This is a genomic window from Ktedonobacter sp. SOSP1-52, from assembly GCF_016587395.1.
Window position 1 is genome coordinate 2,111,989 of record NZ_BNJH01000003.1, and the last position, 25,184, is coordinate 2,137,172.

27 protein-coding genes and 2 pseudogenes are annotated in these 25,184 nt (G+C 53.6%); 16 read left to right on the forward strand and 13 right to left on the reverse strand.

Features of this window, described 5'->3' with window-relative positions; genetic code table 11:
* The first annotated feature begins 526 nt into the window (after window positions 1–526).
* Window positions 527–922 (forward strand): hypothetical protein, encoded by a 396-nt coding sequence (locus JMJ16_RS34805; RefSeq protein ID WP_201389026.1) that lies wholly within the window; start codon window positions 527–529, stop codon window positions 920–922.
* Between the two features lie 271 nt (window positions 923–1,193).
* Window positions 1,194–2,801 carry an ISL3 family transposase gene (locus tag JMJ16_RS34810; RefSeq protein WP_201389028.1) on the forward strand — a complete coding sequence of 536 codons (1,608 nt, stop codon included), beginning with the start codon at window positions 1,194–1,196 and terminating at the stop codon, window positions 2,799–2,801.
* A 17-nt stretch (window positions 2,802–2,818) separates the two neighbouring features.
* Here the strand turns inward: JMJ16_RS34810 and JMJ16_RS34815 are convergent, their stop codons facing one another.
* The 4 genes and pseudogenes from JMJ16_RS34815 to JMJ16_RS34830 all read right to left on the reverse strand — a co-directional run.
* Window positions 2,819–3,565 (reverse strand): bifunctional 2-polyprenyl-6-hydroxyphenol methylase/3-demethylubiquinol 3-O-methyltransferase UbiG, encoded by a 747-nt coding sequence (locus tag JMJ16_RS34815; RefSeq protein WP_201388461.1) that lies wholly within the window; start codon window positions 3,563–3,565, stop codon window positions 2,819–2,821.
* Window positions 3,566–3,908: 343 nt separating this feature from the next.
* On the reverse strand, window positions 3,909–5,036 hold the full coding sequence (locus JMJ16_RS34820; RefSeq protein WP_201386714.1) for a WD40 repeat domain-containing protein: 1,128 nt from the start codon (window positions 5,034–5,036) through the stop codon (window positions 3,909–3,911).
* Window positions 5,037–5,619: 583 nt separating this feature from the next.
* Entirely contained in the window at window positions 5,620–6,636 is a 1,017-nt protein-coding gene (locus JMJ16_RS34825; RefSeq protein WP_255553264.1) for an AAA family ATPase, read from the reverse strand.
* A gap of 240 nt (window positions 6,637–6,876) precedes the next feature.
* Window positions 6,877–7,563: pseudogene (locus JMJ16_RS34830) on the reverse strand (IS6 family transposase); the annotation flags it as partial.
* Between the two features lie 95 nt (window positions 7,564–7,658).
* Here JMJ16_RS34830 and JMJ16_RS34835 point away from each other — a divergent pair.
* Complete coding sequence (locus JMJ16_RS34835) at window positions 7,659–8,315, forward strand: transposase (RefSeq protein ID WP_236601825.1); 657 nt, start codon at window positions 7,659–7,661, stop codon at window positions 8,313–8,315.
* Window positions 8,316–8,623: 308 nt separating this feature from the next.
* Here the strand turns inward: JMJ16_RS34835 and JMJ16_RS34840 are convergent, their stop codons facing one another.
* The 5 genes from JMJ16_RS34840 to JMJ16_RS34860 form a co-directional block, all read right to left on the reverse strand.
* Entirely contained in the window at window positions 8,624–9,133 is a 510-nt protein-coding gene (locus JMJ16_RS34840) for an HAD family hydrolase (protein WP_201389032.1), read from the reverse strand.
* Between the two features lie 205 nt (window positions 9,134–9,338).
* Entirely contained in the window at window positions 9,339–10,145 is an 807-nt protein-coding gene (locus JMJ16_RS34845; RefSeq protein ID WP_201389034.1) for a GNAT family N-acetyltransferase, read from the reverse strand.
* A 49-nt stretch (window positions 10,146–10,194) separates the two neighbouring features.
* Window positions 10,195–10,863, reverse strand: coding sequence for a hypothetical protein (locus tag JMJ16_RS34850; protein ID WP_201389036.1), 669 nt, complete (start codon window positions 10,861–10,863; stop codon window positions 10,195–10,197).
* A 14-nt stretch (window positions 10,864–10,877) separates the two neighbouring features.
* The gene (locus JMJ16_RS34855; protein WP_201377602.1) at window positions 10,878–12,107 is read right to left on the reverse strand and encodes an ISAs1 family transposase; all 1,230 of its coding nucleotides are present in this window, start codon (window positions 12,105–12,107) and stop codon (window positions 10,878–10,880) included.
* A 37-nt stretch (window positions 12,108–12,144) separates the two neighbouring features.
* Complete coding sequence (locus JMJ16_RS34860) at window positions 12,145–12,666, reverse strand: IS1 family transposase (protein ID WP_201389038.1); 522 nt, start codon at window positions 12,664–12,666, stop codon at window positions 12,145–12,147.
* A 341-nt stretch (window positions 12,667–13,007) separates the two neighbouring features.
* On the opposite strand from JMJ16_RS34860, the gene JMJ16_RS34865 reads away from it, so the two are divergent.
* Entirely contained in the window at window positions 13,008–13,841 is an 834-nt protein-coding gene (locus JMJ16_RS34865) for a hypothetical protein (RefSeq protein WP_201389040.1), read from the forward strand.
* A gap of 145 nt (window positions 13,842–13,986) precedes the next feature.
* On the opposite strand, the gene JMJ16_RS57455 is transcribed toward JMJ16_RS34865, so the two are convergent.
* The 3 genes from JMJ16_RS57455 to JMJ16_RS57465 form a co-directional block, all read right to left on the reverse strand.
* Window positions 13,987–14,175, reverse strand: coding sequence for a hypothetical protein (locus JMJ16_RS57455; RefSeq protein ID WP_201389043.1), 189 nt, complete (start codon window positions 14,173–14,175; stop codon window positions 13,987–13,989).
* Between the two features lie 111 nt (window positions 14,176–14,286).
* Window positions 14,287–14,502, reverse strand: coding sequence for a hypothetical protein (locus JMJ16_RS57460; protein WP_201389066.1), 216 nt, complete (start codon window positions 14,500–14,502; stop codon window positions 14,287–14,289).
* A 108-nt stretch (window positions 14,503–14,610) separates the two neighbouring features.
* Complete coding sequence (locus JMJ16_RS57465) at window positions 14,611–14,844, reverse strand: hypothetical protein (RefSeq protein WP_201389068.1); 234 nt, start codon at window positions 14,842–14,844, stop codon at window positions 14,611–14,613.
* Here JMJ16_RS57465 and JMJ16_RS57470 point away from each other — a divergent pair.
* From JMJ16_RS57470 to JMJ16_RS34935, 12 genes and pseudogenes are all read left to right on the forward strand, one after another.
* Window positions 14,826–15,146, forward strand: a pseudogene (locus JMJ16_RS57470) (hypothetical protein); the annotation flags it as partial. The gene JMJ16_RS57465 and the pseudogene JMJ16_RS57470 sit on opposite strands and share 19 nt — an antisense overlap.
* 138 nt (window positions 15,147–15,284) lie before the next feature.
* On the forward strand, window positions 15,285–15,452 hold the full coding sequence (locus JMJ16_RS54920; RefSeq protein ID WP_236601827.1) for a hypothetical protein: 168 nt from the start codon (window positions 15,285–15,287) through the stop codon (window positions 15,450–15,452).
* 4 nt (window positions 15,453–15,456) lie between these two features.
* Complete coding sequence (locus JMJ16_RS34890; RefSeq protein ID WP_201389072.1) at window positions 15,457–16,212, forward strand: hypothetical protein; 756 nt, start codon at window positions 15,457–15,459, stop codon at window positions 16,210–16,212.
* Entirely contained in the window at window positions 16,209–17,231 is a 1,023-nt protein-coding gene (locus tag JMJ16_RS34895; protein WP_201389075.1) for a RimK family alpha-L-glutamate ligase, read from the forward strand. The genes JMJ16_RS34890 and JMJ16_RS34895 overlap by 4 nt, the downstream gene beginning before the upstream one ends.
* Window positions 17,182–17,529, forward strand: a complete 348-nt coding sequence (locus JMJ16_RS34900; protein ID WP_201389076.1) for a hypothetical protein — start codon at window positions 17,182–17,184, stop codon at window positions 17,527–17,529. The genes JMJ16_RS34895 and JMJ16_RS34900 overlap by 50 nt, the downstream gene beginning before the upstream one ends.
* 558 nt (window positions 17,530–18,087) lie before the next feature.
* A complete protein-coding gene (locus JMJ16_RS34905; RefSeq protein ID WP_201389077.1) occupies window positions 18,088–18,711 on the forward strand; it encodes a cation transporter in 624 nt (207 codons plus the stop codon).
* 386 nt (window positions 18,712–19,097) lie between these two features.
* Window positions 19,098–19,466: a helix-turn-helix transcriptional regulator gene (locus JMJ16_RS34910; protein ID WP_201389078.1), complete on the forward strand. Its 369-nt coding sequence runs from the start codon at window positions 19,098–19,100 to the stop codon at window positions 19,464–19,466.
* Window positions 19,459–20,406: a cation diffusion facilitator family transporter gene (locus JMJ16_RS34915; protein WP_201389079.1), complete on the forward strand. Its 948-nt coding sequence runs from the start codon at window positions 19,459–19,461 to the stop codon at window positions 20,404–20,406. The genes JMJ16_RS34910 and JMJ16_RS34915 overlap by 8 nt, the downstream gene beginning before the upstream one ends.
* A gap of 42 nt (window positions 20,407–20,448) precedes the next feature.
* Window positions 20,449–22,842, forward strand: a complete 2,394-nt coding sequence (locus tag JMJ16_RS34920; protein WP_236601828.1) for a heavy metal translocating P-type ATPase — start codon at window positions 20,449–20,451, stop codon at window positions 22,840–22,842.
* Window positions 22,839–23,492: a cation transporter gene (locus tag JMJ16_RS34925; RefSeq protein ID WP_201389080.1), complete on the forward strand. Its 654-nt coding sequence runs from the start codon at window positions 22,839–22,841 to the stop codon at window positions 23,490–23,492. The genes JMJ16_RS34920 and JMJ16_RS34925 overlap by 4 nt, the downstream gene beginning before the upstream one ends.
* 28 nt (window positions 23,493–23,520) lie before the next feature.
* Window positions 23,521–23,808, forward strand: a complete 288-nt coding sequence (locus JMJ16_RS34930; RefSeq protein WP_201389081.1) for a hypothetical protein — start codon at window positions 23,521–23,523, stop codon at window positions 23,806–23,808.
* Window positions 23,808–24,116 carry an isoprenylcysteine carboxylmethyltransferase family protein gene (locus tag JMJ16_RS34935; RefSeq protein ID WP_201389082.1) on the forward strand — a complete coding sequence of 103 codons (309 nt, stop codon included), beginning with the start codon at window positions 23,808–23,810 and terminating at the stop codon, window positions 24,114–24,116. Before JMJ16_RS34930 ends, JMJ16_RS34935 begins: the two co-directional genes overlap by 1 nt.
* Window positions 24,117–24,756: 640 nt before the next feature.
* On the opposite strand, the gene JMJ16_RS34940 is transcribed toward JMJ16_RS34935, so the two are convergent.
* On the reverse strand, window positions 24,757–25,032 hold the full coding sequence (locus tag JMJ16_RS34940) for a hypothetical protein (protein ID WP_201389084.1): 276 nt from the start codon (window positions 25,030–25,032) through the stop codon (window positions 24,757–24,759).
* Between the last annotated feature and the right edge of the window lie 152 nt (window positions 25,033–25,184).

A 25,184-nucleotide genomic window follows, 5' to 3' on the forward strand; every position in this document is an offset into this window, starting at 1 on the left:
CCATTCCTTTTCTTCAGGCATGAGGGAAGCATACCAACCTCTGCTTCCGCTGGCAAGAAACGCTGCAGAACGGCTCATCTCTGAGCAAGAACAAATATTCTTCATCAACTTCGCGGGAGAGCCAGGTTCATTGACACATATTCATCGCTTCCGTTGCAGCGAAAAGCGATGTTTTGAACGAGCGATCTGCTTCTGAAGCCATTAGGCCTATCAGTGTCATTTTGACGAAAAAGTACAACGTACCAGATAACTACGCATGGTTTTCCTATGGAATGGCTTGAGAGGCCCTGCTGTGTATCTTGATAGTCTTCAGTTACCATGAGCGTTTTGTATCTCAATCAGAGGCATCCCCAGCAGAATATGGCATTGAAGAGTCAGGAAATACCTACTGAATGTGCAGAAAAGAAGAACAGGAGCAAGCTCAGCCTCAGTTATATGGAACGTCGTACTTTTTCGTCAAAATGGCACTTACAGGCCAATAGCAAGGACAGGAGAAACAAGCAACGGAAAGGGCTGAAAGCGACCGATGAAAGGACTGACGTTTCGTGCCTGGCGGGATGATACCCCAGTTTGGCTCGGTGACCTGTTGCAGGCTCTTGGGCCTGAGAAGGTAGAGCAGACGAAGTGGGAGATGAAACAGCTTGAGTGTGCTGGTGCCCCCCTCTCCGCACGGTCTCTGGAGGAAGCGTGTGACCAGGGAACTATCCTGACTGGGACGCTTCTCCTCGATATCGCCAAGCAAGGATATGGCGTTCAGGTCATCAATGGAGAACTGAGGGGATATCAGCAGGATCGTCCCGATCCTTGGATCGTGTTGCGCGCCGTTGATAGCAGCTGGTGGGATGTAGAATGCGAGGTCAATGACGTTCTTGAAACCCTGCGCTCTCACTATCCAGATGCCACTGCACTGCCTGAGGCATGAAGGGCTTTTCTTTCGTTGTCACCCCGGGCAGGCCATTTTGCTCCTCACACAGCATGTAGCACCCGCTTGCGCAGGAGCGCAAAGCCTGCTCTCCCATAGCCCTGTCTTTTGATGAGTTTGAGCTTGGTTACATGGCCTTCCACCTGTAAATCCCAGGATTAAACGGCTCATGGCCGCTCTTGGTGCATACTGCTTGTTTGCTTTTATGCATTGGCAAATAGTGATATAGTTCCTTCTAAAAGAGCATTTCATCATCAAGAATGAGGTCGTGATGGAAAGGATGCCCCTGCTTCCCCTGCCTGAAGGGATGTTGATTGATGAGATCCAGATCACCGAAAACGGTTTGGGCATTGCGGTCGTTGCGACACATCCTACATCGTGTTGTCCATTGTGTTCTGACCTGTCATCCTCGATCCAAAGCCACTATCGCCGGGTCTTGCGTGATGTGCCCTGTGCAGGACGCCGGGTTCAGTTGTTCCTCACCGTTCGGAAATTCTACTGCCGCAATCCTCTCTGTCAGCGGAAAATCTTTACCGAACGTCTCCCAGCCTTTGTGGAACCCTGGGCCAGGATGACGATCCGGCACTGCCAGCAGATCACCTCTATCGGATTGGGCACCTGTGGCAAAGGGGGCGCCAGGCTCGCCGCTCGTTTGGGCATCCAGACCACTCGCCAGACGATTCTGCGCCGCATTATGGATCTCCCCGATCTCCTTCGCGGATCGATTCTCTTTCTTGGGATAGACGATTTTTCGTTTCGGCGTGGCCTCCGCTTCGGGACGATCCTGGTGAACCTGGAAAGCAGGCGAGTGGTAGACCTCTTACCTGACCGAAAAGCGGACACCTCGGCAGGCTGGATGCGCCAGCACCCCGATCTGATGGCGATCAGCCGGGACCGGGGAGGGGAATATGCCTCTGCTGCTGCGGCTGGCGCGCCCCAGGCCATTCAATATGCGGACAGGTTCCATTTGCTCAAGAATCTTAGAGAGGCTTTGGAGGGGCTGCTGGCGCGCCATTTGGCAACTCAGTGCAAACGTGAGGCACAAGCTATCCTTGATGAGCAACCACCAGCGTGGCAATCCAAACGAGCGGTCAGGTCTTCTCCAAAGCTGGAGAGCCTTCAACACAACCGACGCGAGGAGCGTCTAGCCCGTTATGAGCAAGTGATCGCTTTGCACAAGCTCGGCATGAGTCAAGCCGCTCTTGCCCGCCAGGTCGGCATGGGTGCCAGCACTGTGCAGAGCTGGTTGGCTGCTGGGATGTTTCCTGAGCGCAAACCGCGTGAACAGAGCAACCAACTTGATCGCTATCTTCCCTATCTTTTTCAGCGCTGGGAAGAAGGCTGCCACAATATTGCGTGCCTTTTTCGAGAACTGGTGGAGCAAAACTACAAAGGATCCTATGAGAGTGTGCGTGACAATCTTGTCCGCCTGCTTCCGACGGGGCGGAAGAACCTGGCTAACTCCTCGTCGAAGGCACCTGTTCTCCCCACGTCACGGCAAGCTGCCTTCCTCTTTCTTCATCGCTCAGAAGAACTGCGCGTCGAGGAACAGGAGACACTCGTCAAGCTTCGCCAGATCAACCCAGAAGTCGATCTGGCCTATGACTTGGTTCAGCAATTTGCCCAGATGCTGCGCACACGCACTGGAGATCTCCTCGATGCCTGGCTCGCCCAGGTGGAACAAAGCAACCTTCCCGAACTCCAGTCCTTTGCTGCTGGCGTTGAGAAAGACAAAGACGCGGTGAGAAATGGCTTAACCTGGCCGATCAATAACGGCATGGTCGAAGGCCACGTGACCAAGCTGAAATTGATCAAAAGACAGGGGTATGGCAGAGCAGGTTTTCCTCTCCTCCGCCAGCGGGTACTCCACGCAATCTGAGAAAAGCCCTCTTTCCACTATCTCGCTTCTTTCAGAGGCGAAACGCGCGTAGCAAAAATGACCAGGTAGCCAGGGACTAACCAATAGCGTTCAGCACCGTGCAACTCGGCAACCGTTTTCTCTAGTTGAGGCTCAATCACCCTTTGGAGTATGCAGCCCGCTTGAATCACACTGTTTAGATACGTACTGAGTGGGCGATGGATGAAGTATCCTCCATAGGTTTGTTTGATGGTTCGTTCCTCAAAATAGTCCCGGACCTCGACATAGCCTTTTTCCTTCCATGCTGATCCTGTTTCTTCAAAACACGGATGGAGGATGGAAAAAAGGAGTCCTCCACCGCTCTTGAGTGCCGCAACACAGTTCTTGAGTGCAGGTTCATAGTCGGGGATATCCATCAAGACCATGTTCGCAATCACAAAATCAAAGGTATTCAAGGGTGGCGTCCAGGTCGAGAGATCAGCTTGCGCATAGCGAATCCCTAATGGTTCCTCCTGTTCTCGGCTCCGCGCATACGTGTAGAAAGCTTCGGATGGCTCGACACCTGTGATGCTTGCTCCCTTTTTGGCAAGGAGCCGACAGAGATATCCTTGGCCACATCCTGCATCCAGAATGCTTTTGCCTCTCACATCTCCAAGCAGGGCAAAAATGGCTGGGTTCAGAAGATGTTTGCGCGTGAAATCCCCTTCCTCACCAAACCCTTCGATGAGATCCTGAGGATATTCAGCATAGGCCTTAATCACGTCTGCATTGGTTATTTCTGTCATGACTTCCTCCTGGCATCTTTTTCCTTTGGACATATTGGCAAGAAAGTATATCACATGAGTACCAAACAAGCAGTATGCACCAAGAGCGGCCATGAGCCGAATAATGTTGGGATTTACAGTTGCCTCTCGCTCTGAGGGAGGGGTGGCGAAAGCGTGTGGCATCGATTGGAAGCGATGCTGGTCTTGCATTCGCCGAAGCATTTACACGGCTTTATCTTGATTGAATGAGACAGATGAGGAAACAGAGTGAACCCATCTTTTTAATAAAGAGTATCACTTGTTTCCTCGCTATTATAGATCAAACTATTTCTGTGTGCCCCACCTCTGGTGGTTCCGCTTCGGCTCACTTCGCCTGCCAGACCTGAACTGTATGATCCAGACTTCCTGATGCGATCATCTTCCCATTGGGTGACCACGCGACACATAACACCGCATCATCTGGAGAATGGCCACGGTAGACAAAGACGTTGCCTCCGGTCTTTGCATCCCAAAGCTGAACAGTTGAATCGGGATACGCACCTGCTGAGGCAATCCGTTTGCCATCGGGTGACCAGGCTACACCCCATACTCCGCTGGAATGCTTGCTGTAAGTAAGATGCGTCTGGCCTGTAGCCACATCCCAGACACGAGCTGTGTAATTATCGCTTCCTGAAACAATCTGCTTTCCATCGGGCGACCAGGCAACGCTTTTGACAATATCATGCTCACCATAACCTGTATGAATCAGATGTTTGTTTCCACTCGCCGCATTCCATATCTGCACCTGCTTATTATTGTCACTAGAAACAATCCACTTGTCATCGGGCGACCACGCCAGGGCATTGATGTCCCTGTTATGCCCATGATATGTCAGCAACGTTTTCCCTGTCCGGGCATTCCAGACGCGTATCACTTGCTGATTATTGTCACTCCCTACTGAAGCAATACGAGACCCATCATGCGACCAGGCTAGAGAAGAAACAAATCCGTCACTTGAAGGGGCATACGTAAATGTATGATGTGCAGTGGCCGCATTCACAATTTGCACTGTTTCCCCGTCTCCGAATGCAATACGAGATCCATCGGGTGACCAGGCAACCGAATCTACATAAGGTGAAAGCTTAGCTTTGGCCTGAGAGATCACAATGTTTTTACCCGTGATCGCGTCCCAGGTCTGGGCGGTACCGTCGCTACTGCCAGAGACGATCCGCTTGCCATTCGGGGACCATGCTACCCCATTGACAGAACTCGTATGTCCCCGATAGACCACGAAGACGGTCGTGCCATTCTTGTTGGAAACCGAGGCATTGATAACCGGGACATCGGAGTCTGAGGCAGTTGGGTCACTGCATGAGGTCCAGACTACCCCTCCTCCAGTCAGGGCCAGGCCTGTCAATCCCAGCTTTATCAAGGCGCTCCGCCGGGAAATATGTCCTCTCCCGGCTCTCTGTTCTGCTGCTTTGTTCCCATCTTCGTGTGAGTGTAAGTCCACTGATCGGGTCCTTTCATCTGTGTAATTCCCTACTTTTTGATGTTGTGCCAGTTCTTGTGCGGGACTGGATTGAGAACACCATGCTGTATTGTTTAGCTCTTGTTCTAGTTTAGCCGTTCTCTGGGGAGAATCAGATAGCAATACGGTATCATTTATGTATCAAAAAAGCTGAGGGAAGAACGTAGAAAATCGTGTTCACTTTTCGAGATGTAGTGAAGAGGGTGGTATGATTGTGTGATTTGCCATTGTTCCTGTCCTCATTGGACACATTATGATTCAAAAAGTGTGTAGACAAGTTATGATTCCATCTCATAAGTAGTCCACACTAGACGCTCCGATTACGCAAGCGTCCAGATGGTCCCTTGCCTGACCCATCTGGGAATGGTTGAAGATCTCGCTCTCTGGGGAGGCTGGTGAGGCGGAAATGAGACGATCTCTCCTCGGATGCGGGCGGTCCAAATGGCCCCACAAAGAGGACAATGACATTTTGCCACCCCTGCCTGTGTCAACTGCGCTGGAGAGAGGACAATGGTCTGATTGGAGAACAAGCATTTTTCTGCCCGATCTTCCTTTTTGTACTCTCCTACCTCGTATCGTTGCGGTTTCGGTTCGCCCATATGCCGCCCTTGAGGCGAGTGTCCGTGTTGTGGGGGAGTGGTTGGAGGAGTGGGTTCGGCTTGGTGTCTTCTGTTTCCGTACCCATTCCCAACAGTCGCCAGAGGTGTTGACGTCGGCTGGCTGTGTACCGTAATTCTTGCTCGCCAGAGGCCGCCTCCATTGCCATGCTTTCACATTGTGCCAGTGGAAGAGCACACTCGGCAATACGCTCAAAAAGCAGTTTGGATTGATTCTCTGCCAGGGTTGCCGCGACGGCTCGAACAAGCCAGTCTTTCAGGACACCGATACAGCCAATGCTTCGCTCATAGAAATACGGCCAATGCTTGACGAGAAGGGCCTCGGTATCCACTTCCAGGGGAATCTGTTGAAGGAGAGTGAGCAAGACGCGTTGGAAGGCCACTTGATCCGGCTGGTGCTGAAATTGGTAGCGAGGAAAATGGATCTCCAAGCCGCGCCGGGCGGTCTGCCCGTTCAAGTTGCGTAGTGTGAGGAGTTCATAGGTGCCTGTCAATATGTGCAAGACGCCAGTTGTGTTTGCCATGCTTTTCAGCCAATCAAGCTGATCAACGAGCTTGATCCCTCTCGCCAGCTTTAAGAGATGCTGGGCTTCATCTACAATAATGGTTCGGACCCCTCGGCGGAGAAGGGCTGCTTCATAGACATGGCGCAGCTCTGCTGAGCCATTGAATTGCGCGGCTTTGCCCCTCACTTTTTTCGGCTCCCGTTCCCAAACATGTCCCTCATCAATGGTGAAGACCATACGGCGCTCGTACGTCTGCTCTCCGAGTTGCTTTAAGGCAATGCGATAGTAGTCAGACCGATTGAACGTTGAGCCATCTGGAGGACGCGCCTCCAGCAAGAGTAGTGGCATCGACTGAGGTTTGGAGCCGCGTAGAGGTGTGCCAGCCAGGATGGATGGCAAGGAGTCCTGGAGTTCCCGGCTACTTTGTTCCATCTGACGAATCAAGGTGGTTTTTCCCACCCCACTCGGCCTGTACAAGAGTACATAAGCGAACCCCGCTGGCTCTTCAATGGCGAGAGACAGGTGTCGATCAACTTCCTGGAGCAGGGTATGAGAGGTCGCATAGGCTTTGAAGGTATTGTCAACTTAAGGAATGAAAGGAAGAGCTTTTCTGAGAAGAATGACGAGAGGACGAAAAGAGATGAAAGACCGGGGAGGTTGGCACGGTGCTACGCTGCGGTTTGTGCGCCGGTGATGCGCATTCCATATCTGGAATCGGTCTTGCATGAGGGCACGATAATCTGAGGCATGAAGACGATGCCGTTTGGGACGAAAGTGATTGGAAATAGGACCGAAGGCCGAAAGAAAGCGTTGAGCATGTCCCGGGGTTTTAAACCGACGCATGGTGCGCTCCCGTTGTCTCGTCGGTTGGTGCGAGTTTTCTGCTCGATTATTCAAGCCTTTGTGTTGTCGATGCTCTACGCTAGCTAACAGTTCTCGTTTCGCTGCTCCGTAACTGGCCAGTTTGTCAGTAATGATGACGCGTGGGACATATTGCAGCCCTTTAAGCAGCTTACGGAAGAATTTCTTGGCTGCCTGCTTATTTCGCCTACTCTGAACCAAAATATCGAGAATATTTCCATACTGATCGATGGCTCGCCATAAGTAATGCGTTTTCCCATTGATTTTGAGAAAGACCTCATCCAGATGCCATTTGTCTCCCGTTCGAGGACGAGAACGTTTCACCTCATTGGCATACTGTTGGCCGAATGTGAGACACCATTGCCGGATCGTTTCGTATGTGAGCATCACTCCACGCTCGGCCATGATCTCTTCCACGTCGCGGAAACTGAGCGAGAAGCGAAAATACAGCCACACGCAGTGACTGATAATCTCAGCTGGGAAGCGATACCCTTTATAGAGAGAGGCTGATTCTTGCGTTTTCATAGCCCTCAGTTTAGCAGAGATTTCCAGCCCTCAGCAACTTGACAATACCTTCTACCTTGCAATTCTTGCTCGCCTATCCGACCCCACAGGAGGCGATGAATGCTTCGTGTGAAGAGATTGCTGAGCTGTTGAAAAGCGCTGGGCATCCAACGCCAAAGAAGACCGCGGCCTCGATTGTGCACCAGTTGCATCAGCCCCAGTTGACCGCCGATGAAGTAACGACCAGAACGAAATCGCGCTTGTTGATCGCTCTGATCCGTCAATTGCAGCCCGTGATGGAAGAGATTGCCGCCTATGATCAGGAGATTGAGCGCCTTTTTTTGATGCATGCTGACAGTCATCTCTTTCGCACGCTGCCTCGTGCAGGCAAACGGATTGCCCCACGACTGTTGGCAGAAATTGGGGATGATCGCTCGCGCTATCAGGATGCTGCCAGTTTGCAAGCCTTGGCTGGCACCGAGCCCGTGCCCTATGAAAGTGGCAAGTATACCAAACCGCATCGACGCTATGCCTGCATCAAGCCGTTGCGCAACGTGCTGCAGCAGTTCGCCTGGCAAAGCATCCAGACCGAAGCCTGGGCCAGCGAGTACTATGAGCGCAAACGTCGGGAAGGCAAAAGCCACAGCGTCGCTGTCCGTGCACTGGCCAATGTCTGGGGACGCATTCTCTTTGCGCTGTGGCTCAAACGAGAAGCCTACCAGCCTGCGATCTTTGAACAAGCCAGACGCCTGCATGCGCCTCGTGCGGCGTGAGTGCTGAACTGACCAGAGCTGAGCAAAGCGCTCTTCCTCCCAGGCAAAACAGACGCCTGTTTTTTTGCCTTTCAACTCGGCATGTCTTTTTTTGACCACGCAAGCTCAGGCGTGTCAAGGAAAGCGGAGCGGCTTGACACGCCTGAGCGGCGTGGTACACTCCTTCATGCCGTGTTGAAAGCATCGTTCTTCCTCCTGCCTTCTTCATGTTTGCCTGGTTTTACATTGGTCATTTTAGGGCTTGACATAGAGAGTCTTCCTTCTTCCCTGACCAACGCTCATTCAGGAATTTCGATTGCCATTTCTTATCAAAGAGCGTCGAGGAGTGTTTGTAATGCAGGAACAAGCCCTACTCCTGGGGCGATTTGCTGGTAATGAATACCAAATCGTCGGATCACCTGCCCAAACTCTTCGTCTCCGTCGTCTAATAAAAGACTCTCGCCGTGCTCGACATGATGCTTCCGTAAGTATTCTGCAAAGAACAGGCTGCTTCCATCGTGATTCCTATCTGCTTTTAGACTTCTAAGATCCGATGAACAGAGAATCGCATCAAACAGGGTATCAAGCTGTAAGTTAGGAACCGTCCAGCGCTGAAACGTATCCATATTATCAGTCGCAATAACTACTTGTATGCCCTTGGCTCGCAGGTTTGAAACGTAATGAGGGACCTCCTGGGAAACGAACTGCATCCGCTGGCAACTCACCATGAGTTCGTGCAGGACAATACCTGGATCCAGTTTCTGCTCCTGACAAAGGATATGTACGATATCTTCACTTGTGAGCTCTCCACGCATCCATGGCTCAAGAATGGTGCTCACTCTGCCAGAACTTTGAAAGAGGTATGAAGTGATGAGCCCCATCATCTGATGAGAAATATGTGATGGATCGCTCAGGTGGCCCCAGAAGAGCGATGTCGATAACGTATTATGCCAATCGAGAAAAAGACATTTGAGATGCTTCATTCCTGATTCCCTTGCCTTTGTTACTTTGTTTTTCGTACGTGTGCCAAGTTGTCTTGGTCATTTAGGTTGCTACATAATACACGCTAAATGTTCCACACTCCTGAAAGCCGATGCGGTGATAGAGAGGCTGACCCATTGGAGAAGCCGCTAATACACCGATATGATATCCGCAGTCCTGCGCCTCGCGTAGGGCTGCAAGCGTCATTGTGGCTCCGATCCCCTGGCCGCGATACTGAGGTAGCGTGAAGATGCGCCCAAGTGAAGCTGCTTGTGCGCCTAAGAACAACAGAGAGGTTGATACTGGTTCGCCATCTATGGTGCCAAGAAAGAGGCGCATAGGATTCTGAAGGTCGAGGTGCAAACCAGAATAAAGGGCGAAACACTGCTGAAGAATCTCTTCTGGACACCCCAGCAGACAGATAGAGAGCCATTGCCTTAATTGTTTATCAGTGGTCACAGGATGAATGGCTAATCGAGACGAGACAGAAATCTTCCTGTTCATGCTCAGCAGATCCACAGCCATGATGGGTTCTGTTTCGGCATGCAGAAGCCCATGATCTTCTAATATTTGTCTCAGGTTGGCTGGATGCGAGGAGGGTCCCACGAACCACAGAAAAGGCAGGTGGCGCTGGCGAAAGTAGTCACAGATACGATCAATGGCCGGAGAGAGATCCCCTGGCTCTAATTGTGTCTGTAGCACGCCGTTGAAGCTATCCGCGTCACTGCCAGTTTCATACCACAGGAGCCCAGGTTCTACATGAAGCTTTGCCCAGGGAAGGCGACTAAAGAGCGTGCGTTCGGCAATGTGGTTGGCATCATAGGCGAAGGCAATATTTGTTGGAGAGAGGTCTTGCAAGACAGCTTTCACGGAAAAAAATAAGTCTTTCTTCACTAACAGGTATGATGGTAGAGCTCCCTTAATTGGTGGACGCGCATAAGACCCCCTTTCGCAGACGAAGCAAAGGGCGAGATCGTGCTGGAGAAGGCGAAGAGGCAAGCTGTCCAGCCCTCTTTGGGCGACCTCGCCGCTTTGGGGCGACCCAAGGTGGTGGAGTGACCCGATAGGTGAGTCCCTCGTGCATGCTCCACATGTGATCCGTCAGCTCAGAGGCCATTGCAGGAGTGATCAAGGCTTTACCCTTGTGCCCCTGAGCGCGGGCTCGCTGTCGGCTCAATTCATGATGCGGCCAGCAAAAGTTGTAGGTGCAGCCAACCAACCACATCCCCGCTTCGAGCCTGTCTACTCGGCGAGCTGCATGCCGACAACGCCGGGTCAAGCTGGCAAGACGCTCTCTCATGGTCCCATTGAAGCGTTCGATAAACGCTGTGTTCAGCTCTTTTCCCCCAAGCGTTTGAAGCAACACCTCGTTGGCGCGCTCCATGGTGCCTTGCGCCATCCGCCGGATCACTTCAACCACGCGCTTTTTGACCGTTTTATTGATCACCGTTCCAATGAAGATCTCCGGCCACTCCTGCAACGCACACCGCCCGCGTCCTCCTGCTTTTGGGATCTTTTCCCGAAACGCGCGTCGGATGCTGCCCGGATACGCTGACCATCCGTCTGTCAAGATCAGAAGTGCGCGCACAGGGCTTTCCAATTCTAATAAACCACACATTGTCCAGTAAGAACGAGATCAAGAGCTTGATCAATATGGGCATCAAAGTAGCGCATCTGGCGAGCGACATTGCGGACCCCCACGCGATCCATGAGACTCAAGACGGTGCTATTGAGCTGGGCCAGCAGACTGGGAACCACTCCTGTACGCGTTTGACAACCATCTTCGCCTAAGGTCACATCACGTCGATGATGGAGGCAATTTTCAACGGCCCAATGGGCTCTGATAAGTTCAAGCATGCATGTGGGAGGCGCTTGGTATATCGAGAGACTGCTCAACCCATAGACCACCTCGTGACGGATCTTTCCCGACTTGAGAATGCGCGTGGTTCTTTCCAGCCGAAAGACTTGCTCGATGCCCTCCCAATCTTTGCTAAACCAGTCGTTAAGATCAGGGCTACAAAGAATTTGGCGATGTTCCAAGCGCCCATGCCCTTTGTTCCAGGTTTCTGCCTGCTTCCAGCGCCGTCGATCAGGAGAAGGATCCTCAAAGAAGGCAACAATATCCTCTCGCAGCGTTGGCTGATTGTCCTTGGCAATCAAGATGTAGTCTCCACTCAAACGAAGGACCTGCGCGCACAGTTGCCGTTGAGTATGCATAGCATCAAGGGTGAGAATGCGCCCACGCACCCATGAAGGTGCAAATAAGGGCTTGAGGGCACTGATCTCATTTTCCTTGTCTTGCACATTGCAATGCCAAAGCACGGTGCCAGTCTGCACCTCATAGCAACTGAGTTGATGAACCGGGTGAGCCTCTTTGCTTGTGGCCCGCAGGGCTTTGCCATCAACAGCGACCTGAGCATGTTTGGCTTGGATGCCTGGCGTCAGCAGGCGACTGGGTTCCTCTCCACACCGGGCCTGGGCTTCCCAACGGGTGAAAAAGGCAGAAAGAAGCTCATCGAGATGCTTGCTGTCTACTCTGGCAAGGACATTGCAATAGGTCATCTGGCATGGCATCTGCTGGCGGGAGAGCCCAAAGCGCTGTGCTAAAGGCACTCGATGATGACGAACCCACTCGGTTGCTGCACTCAGGGTCTTTTGCCCTGCTAGTTTGGCAAGCACAAGCAGAGAAAGAACCAAGGCCAATTCGTATCGTTTTCCTTGTTTTCGTCTCGTATCTGAGAGGGCTCGCAAGCTCTGGTACAACGAATTGACGGGAAGCGTTTCTGGGTCGTGTTCGGCTCGTTTTGCGAGCATGAATGTGGTATAGTCCATGCAGAGTTTTCCTTGAGATGTGATTTGGTTTTGTATTCTACAAGGAAAACTCTTCTTTTTCACCTCCTTTGTGAGAATTGGAAAGCCCTGGTGCGCGCAAAGGCAGGCAACAGGCTTTCACCATTTGTAGCAACTGATCAGCGAGCGTTCGATCACGCCTCAGACTGATCACCCCTCCCAACCATAAGCGCGTCGAAACCATCATCGCCATCGCGATCCACGGGATCATCTTACAGCCTTTCCCTCGGATCTCATCAGCCTGAATGTGTTGCAGATCCAGTCGGGCTTGCACAACTTGATCGAGGTGAACCCTTTGGCAATGGGCTCCTGCCCGCTCTTGCCATCTGGCCACCGTTCGTTCGTCTAGGTGGAAGGCATGTACAATCGCTTGAGGTGGACAACCATAGGCGAGCAAGGTCACAACGATCACAATCAGTTCCTCTGGCTTGCACAGACCTTCAAACATTGTCCTTTGGTGGGCACTGAACGTCTTTTTGCACATCCTGCATTTGTAGCGCTCGCGCTCCTTTCCATGACTGACAAGGTTGCTTGCTCCCATCTTCCCTCTTGCAGGGCAGTCCAAGTTCGGGCAAAATAACTGGGATGCATCTTTCAGCGTTTTTGTGCTTTTCATACATCACAGAATGCTGATTGATGCTCTTTTTCAAAGCTCAACCATCTTTCGCCCACCGGTTAAGGGCGTCCTACCAAAAATTCATCTTCAAAAATTTATGCCAATGCACGTTAAACCTATAAGTAACATTGAGTATCTCCAATATCTTCTAAAATGTCTCCAGTCTCTTATGAAAGAGGAGTCGTTTGATGGCCTTGCATACATAAGAGCTACGGCTCCTGCAATAACGATTGCAGCGGGTAGAGATCACGTTGAGAAGGTGCAGCATGGAATTACAAGGCTTTCCGTTTTTTAATCAATTAGATCTGTGGGATACGACTGATGGCAGGCCCAGCGAAGACCGGCTCTTCCTATGCGTACCGACCTCTATCGCGGCTGGTGTGCAGTACCTGACCGGGAAACACCTTTCCCCCGATGCCATGAAGGACGCGGAATATGGTGAAGCCTGGGTCAACCAAGGCACCGCTGCCAGTGCCTTTGTCGGCATTTGCGACCGCAACGGCGTCAAGCTGTATCCCCGCGAGGACGACTGCGTTGCCATAGCTCACGAAGAAATAGCGCGTGGCCACCCGGTAGTGTTTACTCAACAGGATGACTACGCGCCTGACCATCCTGACTGGACCCACGTTTGCGTCTGGTACAAGGACGGTCCCGGCTGGTTGTCAGCCATGGACCCCTTTGGCGGGAAAGAGCTGTGCTATGACGATCAGACCTGGCGCACCAGGATGCGCGCACATGAGGTCTGGGTCATGGCGCTCAAGCAGGAACCGCAGCAGCAAGGAGAAGAGATGATCACGCTTCAGGATCCCTGGGTTGCAAGCTACTTTCAAGATGTAGGCAACGGACAGTGGAAATGTAAACACAATGGGTACGTCATCGGCGGAAATATTCTCAAATACTGGCGTGTGATGCAGGGTGGTCCCCGCCTGCCCCTCTCAAATGAGCTCAAGAATATCGCGGGCGTCGCCTACCAGCATTTTGAGAGCGGCATCATCGTGTTTGATCCCGAGAAAAAACTCGATGGTCCACAGATGCCCGGTGGCTATCAATGCTACTTACTCAAGCTCAATGCCGCGCTCAGGCTCAAGCTTCTGGGATAACCAGCACCGGGCGCTGCCCCTGGCGGAATCTCAACAGCCAGGAATGGCAAGCGCAATTTCTGCTCCTGAGCAGACCCTGCTCTCACTCTCTATCACGCTTGACACACTTTTTCTCGTCGTGCAGTTCCGCTGCACAAATGTACATTCAAATGGAGGTACTATGGGTGTTACAGCCATCAAACGGATCGTCAATAACTATTCTTCGGGGATCACCGTTGGCGTCAAGGACCACGAGAATAACAGCCTTCCAGTTATCGCGCTTGGTGCCGGCATCGCCGACTGCGACATGTGGATTCCCTGGTGTACCTCGCAGGCAGACTTTGATGCGGGACACTATATCAGCATCACCGGGGGGGAGACCAACCTCTACCTCTGGCAGGAGGCGCGCGCCGATGGCGATTTCGTGCGTTTCTCGACCAGCGGTTACACCTCCTGCGCGCCAGTCTTACACTACGCGAACGTCAATGGCGATCGCGTCCTCATTCTCGATGAGCGTGGTCCCGCGCTCTGGCTCTTCGGCAGTAGCGTCGAGATCCCCTGGTTCCCCTCGGATCTGCTGAACGAGCATGCCAACTGGCATATGCAGCATATGGTTCCCTTCAAGACGGGTGAAGGCGTCGAGTTCCTGCGTTTCCACTGCCAGTTTGTCGACAAGGTGCACGCCTGGTATGACAGCCAGTCATTCGCCAACCAGGCCCTTGTCGCACCCTGGAGCCAGTTGCCTTCCTTCTTTAGACAGATAGCCTCAACGCCTGATTCGGCCGCTGGCTCAACATACATCCAGGACGAGCAAAACTTCCTCGCTAATCCCGCGCGCTGGGGCCACATGGATGACGACCTGGGGCAGTACATTGGCGATGGTATTCACGGCTGGGGTCATGTAGTGGCTGCGCCCAAAATCTTCAATGATCCTTTTATGTCCGACTTTTCGGTCTCGCCAAAGAGCGTCTACTTCTACCAGTGGCACGGCCTCATTAACGGCTGGTGGCGCTACTGGCAGCACCACATGGCTCCCGCGGGCTGGACGGAAATTCACTGTCAGCCGCTACCCGCCCTGGCGGCCCGCTTTGTCTCACAGTCTATTCCCGCGACCCTCAATCCAGGTCAGAGCTTTACCGCGACCATCACCATGCAGAATACAGGACGAAGACTTGGGCTTCGGGCGGTACGAACCCGTTCCGCCTGGGATCTCAATCGCCCCAGGATTCGACCACGTGGGGCACTAGCCGCTGCGAGCTGCCTACGTCGCCAGTCCTCCCGGGTCAGCAGGCCACGTTTACCTTGCACCTGCAAGCCCCCGCAAGAGCGGGCTACTACATGTGCCAGTGGCGCATGGTCCAGGAACAGGTCTCCTGGTTCGGCGATTACAGTCCCGCGGTTACCATTACGGTGGGCACTCCCAAGGACAAGGAGCGTAAGGAGAAGGATCGCGACAAAACGGCCATGATTGAGCGCACGCTTGTCCCGCCTGGAGGCGAGCCTGAAGCAAGCGAAGAGGAGATTTTCACACTCTCTAGCAACGAAGCGCCAGCCCATGGTTCCACCTTCATCACGACAGAGGAACGCCCTGCCGTGGGCGAACATGCCCTCAGTGAGGCACAGGAGGAATAGGGGAGTGCTGCTTATCGTCGCCCACCGGTGGGATACCAGCGCCCGAAGGCTGGCGCAACGCTGGACGGACGCAGGTCACCGCGCTGGCCTTTTGACCAGCGCCGACCTGCTCACCCCGCATTGGCAGTTCGTCACGGGGCAAGCCCTGACCTCTACCGCGTGCATCGCTGGCGAGCGCGTGGCCGGGGAAGAGATCAGCGGGGTACTTATGCGCCTGGCAAGCATTTCAGCGCGCGAACTGCCAGAACTGGCCGAGCAGGATCGCGCCTACGCGGCAGATGAGATGACGGCGTTTTTACGCAGCTGGCTGACGGAACTTTCTTGTCCTCTCCTCAACCGCCCTACCGCCGTCAGCCTTGCTGGACCAGCCTGGCGCCACGAGCGCTGGCTAGCCGCCGCCGCGCGCATCGGCATCCCTGTCGTGCCGTTGTACAAACAGGCTGTTGCCCTGGGTACGCGCACCAGTGAACCAGCAACAGATCTGGAGCCAGGTGCGCAACCTGCGGAAGGCACAGCTCAAATCACCGTGATTGGCGAGCAGTGCTTGAGCGATGGAGACCCTTCCCTCCAGAGCCAGGCCCGGCTCCTGGCACGTGTTGCCGGAGTGGAGCTCGTCACGCTTCATTTCAGTGGGGCCGAACGTGGAGCGGCCTTCGTCGCGGCCGATACCTGGCCCGATATCAGTGCCAACCCGCGGCTAGAGCCGGCGGTTCTCGCCTACTTTCGCCGGCTAGGAAGGCAGAGGGGAGAGCAAGCATGATTCTGCTCTGGGGATTACCGGGTGACGGACCACTGCGCGCTGTTTACGAGGTGCTACGACGTCGTAACTGCCGCCCTGCGTTTCTCAACCAGCACGATCTCCGACACACCTCGATCAAACTCACCGTTGCTGATCAAGCCAGCGGAGTCCTGAGCCTTAAGGGCGAAAACATCAGATTGGAGGACATCCAGGCCGTCTACTTACGGCCCTACGAGACGCTCTCGTTGCCGTGTATGCGGGACCTGGATAAGTCACATGCGCTGAGGCAGCACGCTCTCAATGTAGAAGACCTCTTGCTCTCCTGGATAGAGCTCACACCCGCGCTCGTCATCAACCCTTTGGAGGCCATGGCAAGCAACAACTCCAAACCGTACCAGGCAAGCCTTATTCAACAATTCGGTTTTGCCGTTCCCGATACCTTGATTACGACGAATCCGCAGGCCGCGCTGGCCTTCTGGCAGCGCCATGAGAAGGTCATCTACAAATCCATAAGCGGTACGCGTAGCATCGTCTCCTGCCTGACAGAAAAGCAACGCGCACGCCTCGAGCTGGTGCGCTGGTGCCCAACGCAATTTCAGCAATATATACCAGGGGATGACTACCGCGTGCATGTCGTCGATCAACAGCTCTTCGCCTGTCACATTTACTCGCCCGCCGCTGATTATCGCTATGCCTCACAACAGGGTGCAAGCGCTACTATCAAGGCCTGTCTTCTGCCAGAGCTCATTCAAGAGCGATGCCGTCTCCTCGCCCGCGGGCTCGGACTGCTTGTGGCTGGCATTGATCTACGTTGCACACCTGAGGGAGAGTGGTACTGCTTTGAAGTCAATCCCTCGCCCGCCTTTACCTACTTCGAGCAAGAGACCAAGCAGCCTATCAGCCAGGCAATATCCAGTTTACTCGTAGAGGGGAGAGAAAGCGAAATATACCCCTTCTTTTCCTCTCTTTCCTATGGGGAAACATGCAGCCATGAAAACCTCTCAACTTGCGGGGATGAAGGCCCCCGAAGCAGGGAATGAGCGCTATCGCCGTGCCGTACACACGCTCATGCAGTGGAACGAAACACGCCGTCCGTTAGAGCGCTGGTACATTACCACCCTCGCCATTCAGAAGTTAGTGGGTGGCCGCAAGGAAGCGATTAATGCCTATCTCGAGACGCATGAGGATGAGATCAAGGCCCATCATGATCGCCTGGAGATCAAACCTTCTTTCAATCGAAAGCCCGAACCAATAACCGAGATGATCCACATTGCCGAAGAGCCGACGGTATTCCCCTGGGGCAAACCGGCAGACGATGCTCAACCTGAACAAGAATAGAAGGTGCAGAAGAGAGGATACGAACCAGGAGCAGGTTCTCTCTGGTTCGTATCCTCTCTCAAATTCCTATAGTCTTGAAAAGTGTCATTTGCCTGAATTCTTGGCGGCTTTGCAAGATAAAATGCTGATGGTTTTAGCGGCTGTAAGCAGACAAGCAGTGACACATAATCTGGCGAAACATCGCTGGAGAATAAAATTAGGCATCATACCTGTTGTTTCCTAAGCGTTTCTCGTTATCGCGCCAAGTTAGACTGATGCCCACTTCGGGGGCTTATTGGTCGCTTGCTTGATCTCTTGAGCAGAAGAATCCTCTTGGTCATGGGCTCTTTATGCAGAGCAAGCAGACAGTAAGCCCCTAATCTGGATTAGCCCAAGTTATCTGGCAATTTGGCACTTTATCTGGCAGAAGATATGGTAAACCTAGAAGGGAGTGAGCACCTCGCAATAGGATGCTTGAAAGAGACGCGCAGTCAAATTGAGCAAAAAACGGGACCAAAATGCTTCCAGTTTTAGATGAGATACAATGAAGAGTAATCAATTGATGAACTGGAGGTTATTTTGAATCAAACTGCTCTCCTCAAACGGGGATTACTGCTGGAATATCTCACCCTGGGATGGAATGTGGTTGGGGTCATTCTCGTCATTCTGGCGGCGTATACCGCCCATTCCGTTGCTCTGGCAGGCTTTGGCCTGGACTCACTCATCGAAATCTTTGCGTCCGTCGTGGTCGTCTGGCAACTCAGGGGGATCAACTTGAATCGTGAACGCCTGGCGCTTCGTCTCATCGGCATCGCCTTCATTACGCTCGTCATCTACATTGTGGCCCAACTGCTCTACACGCTTCTCACGGGAACGCACCCTGCCACCTCCGTTGGCGGGATTGCCTGGATTGCGGCGACATTCATTGTCATGTTGCTGCTCGCCTTCGGTAAAAGGGTGACGGGACAGCAACTTCAGAATGAAGTGCTGCTCACCGAAGGACGTGTGACGCTGGTAGATGCGTATCTGGCCGGAGCTGTTTTGCTGGGACTCCTGCTCAATGCTCTCTTTGGCTGGTGGTGGGCCGATCCGCTTGCATCGCTCGTCATTGTCTACTATGGCATTCGGGAAGCCATCCATGCACTCCATGAGAGCCAACAGGCTGGGAAGGGAAGTGAAGCCCTGCCCACCACGCGAGCCTGAAACCGAGCGTTGGCCCACGACGCGGCTGTCACCATCCCAGAGATTGGCGCGTCTCTTGTTTTGCCTCATCAAGATCAGGAAGAGGAAGTTGGATCACCTCCGGCTTCCTCTTTGGAAAATGAACGGCACCTCCTTTGAATTTTTTCCTCATTGCATTGTGCTCATTACCTGCTCTCACTCTCCTCAACCGTGAGTAGCTAGTGCCGACTCCATCGCTTCACGGGACGAGGTTTCTGCTAAAGTACATGTTTTACCTGTGACACATTCTCCCTTGTGACTGGAAGCAGCGAGCGCGAGCGCCACCCCGAGAACGGCTTGACACTTCTTGCCTCACACGTTATCATGTCACCAAGTAATGACTTATCAATGTCTGAGGAAGAACAACCATGCCAACACTTCAAGCACAGGCCATCGCGCTGAAAGCCAAACTCTATCGCGGGTTTGCTGATTCCTCGCGGCTCTCTATTTTAGAAGCCTTGCGCGAGGGCGCACTCACCGTGAGTGCCATTGTGGAGAAAACTGGGTTGTCGCGCACCAATGTCTCGAACCATTTGCGTTGTTTATCGGACTGCGATCTCGTGACTTCTGAAGCACAAGGCCGCTACACGCTCTACCAATTAAGTCATCCTCAAATTGCGGCCTTGTTGACACTCACTGAGGAAATTCTCCGAGATATTGCAAGAGGGATGTATGAATGCACCAATTACACGGAAGAACACCCCTCGTTTCAAGAGAAAGAGAGTACTGATGAGTAGTGAGCATGCAGGACATGATCATACACATGGCATGGCCAGACAGACGCTACGCCTTGCCTTCTTCCTCTCTCTCCTTATTGTGGCGGCAGAAGTTGGTGGCGGTCTGCTCGCTCACTCGCTAGCGCTTCTTTCCGATGCAGGTCATGCGCTCACCGACATCTTTGCTCTCGGCCTGGCCTGGTTTGCCACGGCTCAGGCGGAACGACCTGCTAATGCACGTAAAACCTTTGGCTATCATCGCGTGGGTATTCTGGCCGCTCTTCTCAATGCCATCACGCTGATCCTCGTGACGATTTGGATTCTCTACGAGGCGGTGCAGCGCTTTCAACATCCCGAACCCATCGAGCCGGTGTTCATGTTTGCCTCAGCAGGAGTCGGAATTGCTGTCAACCTCTTCATTGGCTTTGGGCTGAACAAAGAGCAAGAGAATCTCAATGCGAAAGCAGCAGCGCTCCATGTCTTTGGAGATGTTGGGGCAAGCGCAGGCGTTATTGTTGCAGGCCTCGTCATTCTCCTGACTGGCTGGACTCCAATGGACCCGATCCTCTCCGTGGGGATTGCGGTGCTGATTGCTCTTGGCGCCTGGCGGATTGTGCGGGAAACGACCGATATCTTGCTGGAGGCAACCCCCATAGACGTCAACCTTCCGGCTCTCGTTGCGGATATGAATCGGGTTCCAGAAGTGGCTGATGTTCATGATGTACATGTGTGGAGTATCACCAGCGGAATGTATGCTCTCTCTGCCCATGTCCAGACCGCGAACTTGCCCTTGAATGAATGTGCCCCAATTCTCCTTCAGTTGGAGTCCATGCTACACGAGAAGTATCGCATTGGACATTCCACATTGCAATTTGAATGTGACGGGCATCAGGGAAAGTGTAGCGAGCTTGATGGATTGTACTGTCAGATGCAAGGGACTCACGATCATGAGCACGCATAGGATGAGGCGACACATACCAGCACGCGCGAAAGGATAACTGAAGTGAATGATCTTCTCCCTCCTGAGTCCTGTCAACTGATGGAGTTTTCTGTACGGGGCATGGATTGCACCGAGTGTACACAGCATGTTCAACACGCCCTCAGCGCGCTTCCAGGTGTGCAGGAAGCTCAGGTGTATCTCTCGTCGGAGAAAGCGGTCGTCCGCTACGACCCTACCGTCGTGAATACAAGTGCGTTTTGCAAAGCGGTAGAAGGGGCGGGGTATACACTTGAGCTTCCGCTACGCACCGTCGAGATGAAGATTGCGGGAATGGACTGTACTGAATGCACTGAGCATGTCCAACATGCCCTGGCGGCTCACCCAGGCGTTGTGTCTGCCCAGGTGTATCTCTCGTCGGAGAAAGCAGTCGTCCAGTACGATCCTACGCAAGTGACGCTTCCAGCGTTTCATCAGGCGATCGAGGGGGCAGGGTACTCCATTGTCTCAGAGGGAGCCGTTCAAGAGGGGACTTCAGCTTCTTCCACGCTTGGCTCCTTTACCCGTCCCATCCTCACGCTTTTTGCCCTGGTTTTTGGCGTCGTCCTTCTGGTAGTGATCGCTGGAGAATGGCTGGGTTGGATGGAACGCATCACCGACCTGGTACCATGGTACGTTGGATGGGCACTCGTCCTGCTTGCGGGAGCCCCCATTTTTTGGAACGTGATCAAAGCTGCCTTGCGTCGCCAGGTGATCTCTCACACGCTCATGAGCCTTGGAGTACTGGCTGCGCTCGTCGTTGGGCAATGGACAACCGCCGCAGTTGTCGTCTTCTTCATGCATATTGGTAATTTTGCAGAGAACTTTACGACGGAACGTTCTCGCCTCGCGCTCAAACATCTCACCTCAATGGCTCCCAAGACGGCTCGTCTTGAGCGTGAGGGAGGTGAAATGGAGCTGCCTTTGAGCGAGGTGCAGCAGGGGGATATCGTGATCGTTCGACCTGGCGAAGCCATTCCCGTTGACGGAGTGGTGATGTCGGGACAAGCCACGGTCAATCAGGCTGCGATTACGGGTGAGTCGATGCCGATTGAGGTGGAGCAAGGCCATCACGTCTTTGCAGCGACCATCGCGACCCTGGGAAGTCTGCGCATCCAAACGAGGCAGGTTGGAACGGAGACGACGTTTGGGCGTGTCATCAAAATGGTCGAAGAGGCGGAAGCTCACCGCGCCGATGTACAGCGCCTGGCTGACCGTTTTTCGGCCTACTTTCTGCCTCTTGTGGCAACCATTGCGGCTCTGACGTTTCTCATAAGCCGCAATCCCCTCGCGACAGCTTCTGTACTCGTTGTCGCTTGTTCCTGTTCGCTGGCGCTCGCAACGCCTGTCGCCATGCTGGCGTCGATTGGGGCAGCGGCCAAATGCGGGCTGCTGATCAAGGGGGGCAAGTATCTGGAAGTGCTGGCGCGAGCGGATGTCCTGCTCCTGGATAAAACAGGAACCGTGACGATAGGCCAGCCACAGATTACGGATATCGTCGCCGTCGGCCCGCTCACTGCTTCAGAAGTCCTTCAGCTTGCGGCAAGCGCAGAGCGCTACTCAGAACACCCCCTGGCCGAAGCGGTTCGGGCAAAAGCGGCGGAAGAGCAGATCATTCTTCTCCCAACAGAGCACTTTGAGGCCATTCCAGGACAGGGGATACGTGCTCGCGTGAGTGGCAGTGCGTTAAGTGTCGGCAATGCACGCCTCATTCCCTCTGGTCTTGATTTCGCTGAGGCCACCCGGCTAGAAGCACAAGGCAAGACCCTTCTGTTTCTTGAGCAAAACGGGGTGCTCGTTGGTCTGCTGGGAGCCTCTGATACGGTACGCCCCGAAGTGCCAGAAGCACTGGCAGAGGTCAAGCGTCAGGGGGTAAAGCGGATCGAACTACTGACCGGGGATAACGAGCGAGTTGCATCTGCCCTGGCACACCAGTTGGGTATTGGGTACCAGGCAAATCTTCTCCCAGAAGACAAGATTCGTCTGGTGAAGGAGTATCAGGCCAAAGGGCATACCGTCGTCATGGTTGGTGATGGCGTCAATGATGCTCCAGCCCTGGCGCAAGCGGATATTGGCATGGCAATGGGAGTCGCTGGAACCGATGTGGCGATGGATGCGGCCCACATGGCGCTGATGCGCAATGACTGGCGACTGGTGCCGGAAGCCTTCGCCATTGCGCACCGAACGATGCGGGTGGTCAAAATGAACATTGGCTTTACGGCCCTCTACAACCTGGTGGGTCTCTCCCTTGCCGCCTTCGGTATCCTGCCGCCGATCCTGGCTGCCGCCGCACAGTCGCTGCCAGATCTGGGTATCCTTGCCAACTCTTCGCGCTTGCTTCGTCAGAAATCGCTGGCTCGCGTTCCCACACAAGGAGCAGCGAAATCGGCACGGCCTCAAGCGGAGCGATCAGCCCGATGAGCCATCTCACCAATCGAGCGAGAGAAATCCACCTGGGGGTCCGGGTGGAAATCGTCACTGTGCTGTGGATGATCATCGAAGCAGCCATCTCCATTGGCGCAGGCGTGAGCGCGAGCAGTGCGCTGCTGATCGCCTTTGGCCTGGATAGCGTCATTGAACTGATCAGTGGGGCGGTCTTACTGTGGCGGCTCTCCCTTGAGGCACGAGGCGGGGACACCGAGCAGGTGGAACGGGCCGAGCGCCAGGCGGCCTGGGTGGTTGCCATTGCTCTCTCGCTCCTGTGTCTCTATGTCCTTGCCACAGCCATCTGGGGATTGGTCTCACGTGCTCATCCAGAGGAAGCGGTGGTTGGCATCGGCATGGCAGCGGCAGCCGTCCTCGTCATGCCGGTGCTGGGGATCAGCAAACGCCGCATTGCGGCCCGCATCGAGAGTGGCGCTTTGAGGGGAGATGCTGCCAGTTCGTTCACCTGTGGCTACATGGCTGGGGCTGTGCTGCTTGGTGTCGGTTTGAACGCTCTCTTGCATTGGTGGTGGGCAGAAGACGTGGCTTCCCTGCTTTTTCTCTTCTGGCTTGTTGGTGAAACCCGTGAAGCCTTTGAGGAGGCAGGAGATAGGCGCAGAAAAGAGAGCGGAGGCAACGACAATTGAGGGAGGAGTCCAGCCGTCGGAGGTTGAGATGGTTTATCAGTTCTTCAAAATCTTGTTCATGGCTGGGATCGTGGTCCAAGAAGTGATCCGCTTTCCTCATCGCAGAAGATACTGGCGAGAGAAAACGCAACAGGGGACCAAGGCATCTCACGTCAGCCAGCAGGAATGGATCGTGAGCATCCTGGGATTTCTCGGCATGCAGATCATCCCACTGGTGTCCATCCTGACCCCAGCACTCGACGCTCTCACTTATCAGGTTCCTCTTTGGATGGGATGGCTCGGAATCCCTCTGGAGCGCGTCACGCATTGTGGCTGATGTGGAGAGCCCACACGGATCTGGGACACAACTGGTCGCCAACGGTAGAGATCAGTCACGAGCAGGTCTTGGTGACCCAGGGCATCTACCAGGTGATTCGACATCCCATCTATGCGGCGCTCTGGCTCATGGGGATCGCGCAAGTGCTCTTGCTCCAGAACTGGGTCGCCGGGCTTTCTGGGTTAATCGCCTCGTCTCTCGTCCAGTTCCTGCGTGTGCCACAAGAGGAGCAGATGATGCTGGATCAATTTGGGGATGCCTATCGAGAGTACATGCAATGGACGGGAGGCATTTTCCCAAAGCTGTGAACCCTCCTGTTCGGCCTGAGTCGCGAGCACCGAGTGGTGAAATTGCTAGGATCGCGCGTCTCCCCTCAAGTTTCCTCTCGCCATGCCACTGGCACCATTCGCGCTTTGCTCCTTTGCGGCTGGTGGTAGTATTTACCAGCTGGTGACAACAATCTTAACTCCATCCCTTCAAGGCACAGTGTCAAAAAGCGCTGTGGATTACAGAAAAGTTTGGCCGCAAACTACTGAAAGGTTGGCCACACAAGAAAAACTAGCGAGTCCACTCTACAAGCTGGTTCACATGACTTGATATAGGCAAGGCTGCTACCGACGAAATCACGCCGTTTTTGTTGCTCGTCTGGCTCTACGAGCTAATTTAGACTATGCGGCCAAACATTCGGTTGGCTATGGCCAAACTTTTCTGTAATCCGCAAGCGCCGCATCAGAGAGGTGACAATTGCGCCAAGATATGTGGCAGAAATTACTTCTGTTGTGGAAGGAGTGCGAGCTGCTTCGGAAGGAGCAGGTTGAGTCTGATCGATTGAAGAAGAGCCGCACGAATGCGACGATACGCGAGAAGCTGTTCATTCTGTGAGAGGTCTTCCTTTGGAAGATCTTCGATGGACCACAAGTGACGCCGACCGGCGTTCGGAATGAAGGGTCACTGATCAGTAGCGCCACTACAGAGCACAACACCTTCATCCCACGAACGATCAAAAGATGGCTCTGCTGTCTGAGGAGAGGTGAGCAAGGGAACATGAACTTCGTCAAGCACCTGGCGGACCAAAGCGACCTCATCGGAAGGAAAAGGGGCAGGGGCGATCCAAATATCCCATCCGTTCTGTTTCTGTGCGGCAAGCAGACTTGCGGCCAGCAATTCACGAACAGAGCGATGGGCACACAGAAAAAGGATGCGTTTCTGTTTCTCGCTTCTCATCGCAACTCCTGTTGTATCAAGAAAGCCGTGAGATTCTGCGTGTGGAATCTCTCTGCCTCTCAGTATATCCTCACAAAGCTCAATGTTCCACTCTCTGCCATATATCTTGGCGGTTCTGCCAAATATCGTGTCTCAAGGAAGAGGATTCTTGT

Excerpts from the sequence above, each read along its gene's own strand:
- JMJ16_RS34805 (WP_201389026.1), top strand. The coding sequence starts at position 527 with ATGAAAGGACTGACGTTTCGTGCCTGGCGGGATGATACCCCAGTTTGG.
- JMJ16_RS34810 (WP_201389028.1), top strand. The coding sequence starts at position 1,194 with ATGGAAAGGATGCCCCTGCTTCCCCTGCCTGAAGGGATGTTGATTGAT.
- JMJ16_RS34815 (WP_201388461.1), bottom strand. The coding sequence starts at position 3,565 with ATGACAGAAATAACCAATGCAGACGTGATTAAGGCCTATGCTGAATAT.
- JMJ16_RS34835 (WP_236601825.1), top strand. The coding sequence starts at position 7,659 with ATGAATGCTTCGTGTGAAGAGATTGCTGAGCTGTTGAAAAGCGCTGGG.
- JMJ16_RS34855 (WP_201377602.1), bottom strand. The coding sequence starts at position 12,107 with ATGGACTATACCACATTCATGCTCGCAAAACGAGCCGAACACGACCCA.
- JMJ16_RS34860 (WP_201389038.1), bottom strand. The coding sequence starts at position 12,666 with ATGGGAGCAAGCAACCTTGTCAGTCATGGAAAGGAGCGCGAGCGCTAC.
- JMJ16_RS34865 (WP_201389040.1), top strand. The coding sequence starts at position 13,008 with ATGGAATTACAAGGCTTTCCGTTTTTTAATCAATTAGATCTGTGGGAT.
- JMJ16_RS54920 (WP_236601827.1), top strand. The coding sequence starts at position 15,285 with ATGATTGAGCGCACGCTTGTCCCGCCTGGAGGCGAGCCTGAAGCAAGC.
- JMJ16_RS34895 (WP_201389075.1), top strand. The coding sequence starts at position 16,209 with ATGATTCTGCTCTGGGGATTACCGGGTGACGGACCACTGCGCGCTGTT.
- JMJ16_RS34900 (WP_201389076.1), top strand. The coding sequence starts at position 17,182 with ATGAAAACCTCTCAACTTGCGGGGATGAAGGCCCCCGAAGCAGGGAAT.
- JMJ16_RS34910 (WP_201389078.1), top strand. The coding sequence starts at position 19,098 with ATGCCAACACTTCAAGCACAGGCCATCGCGCTGAAAGCCAAACTCTAT.
- JMJ16_RS34915 (WP_201389079.1), top strand. The coding sequence starts at position 19,459 with ATGAGTAGTGAGCATGCAGGACATGATCATACACATGGCATGGCCAGA.
- JMJ16_RS34925 (WP_201389080.1), top strand. The coding sequence starts at position 22,839 with ATGAGCCATCTCACCAATCGAGCGAGAGAAATCCACCTGGGGGTCCGG.
- JMJ16_RS34930 (WP_201389081.1), top strand. The coding sequence starts at position 23,521 with ATGGTTTATCAGTTCTTCAAAATCTTGTTCATGGCTGGGATCGTGGTC.
- JMJ16_RS34935 (WP_201389082.1), top strand. The coding sequence starts at position 23,808 with ATGTGGAGAGCCCACACGGATCTGGGACACAACTGGTCGCCAACGGTA.
- JMJ16_RS34940 (WP_201389084.1), bottom strand. The coding sequence starts at position 25,032 with ATGAGAAGCGAGAAACAGAAACGCATCCTTTTTCTGTGTGCCCATCGC.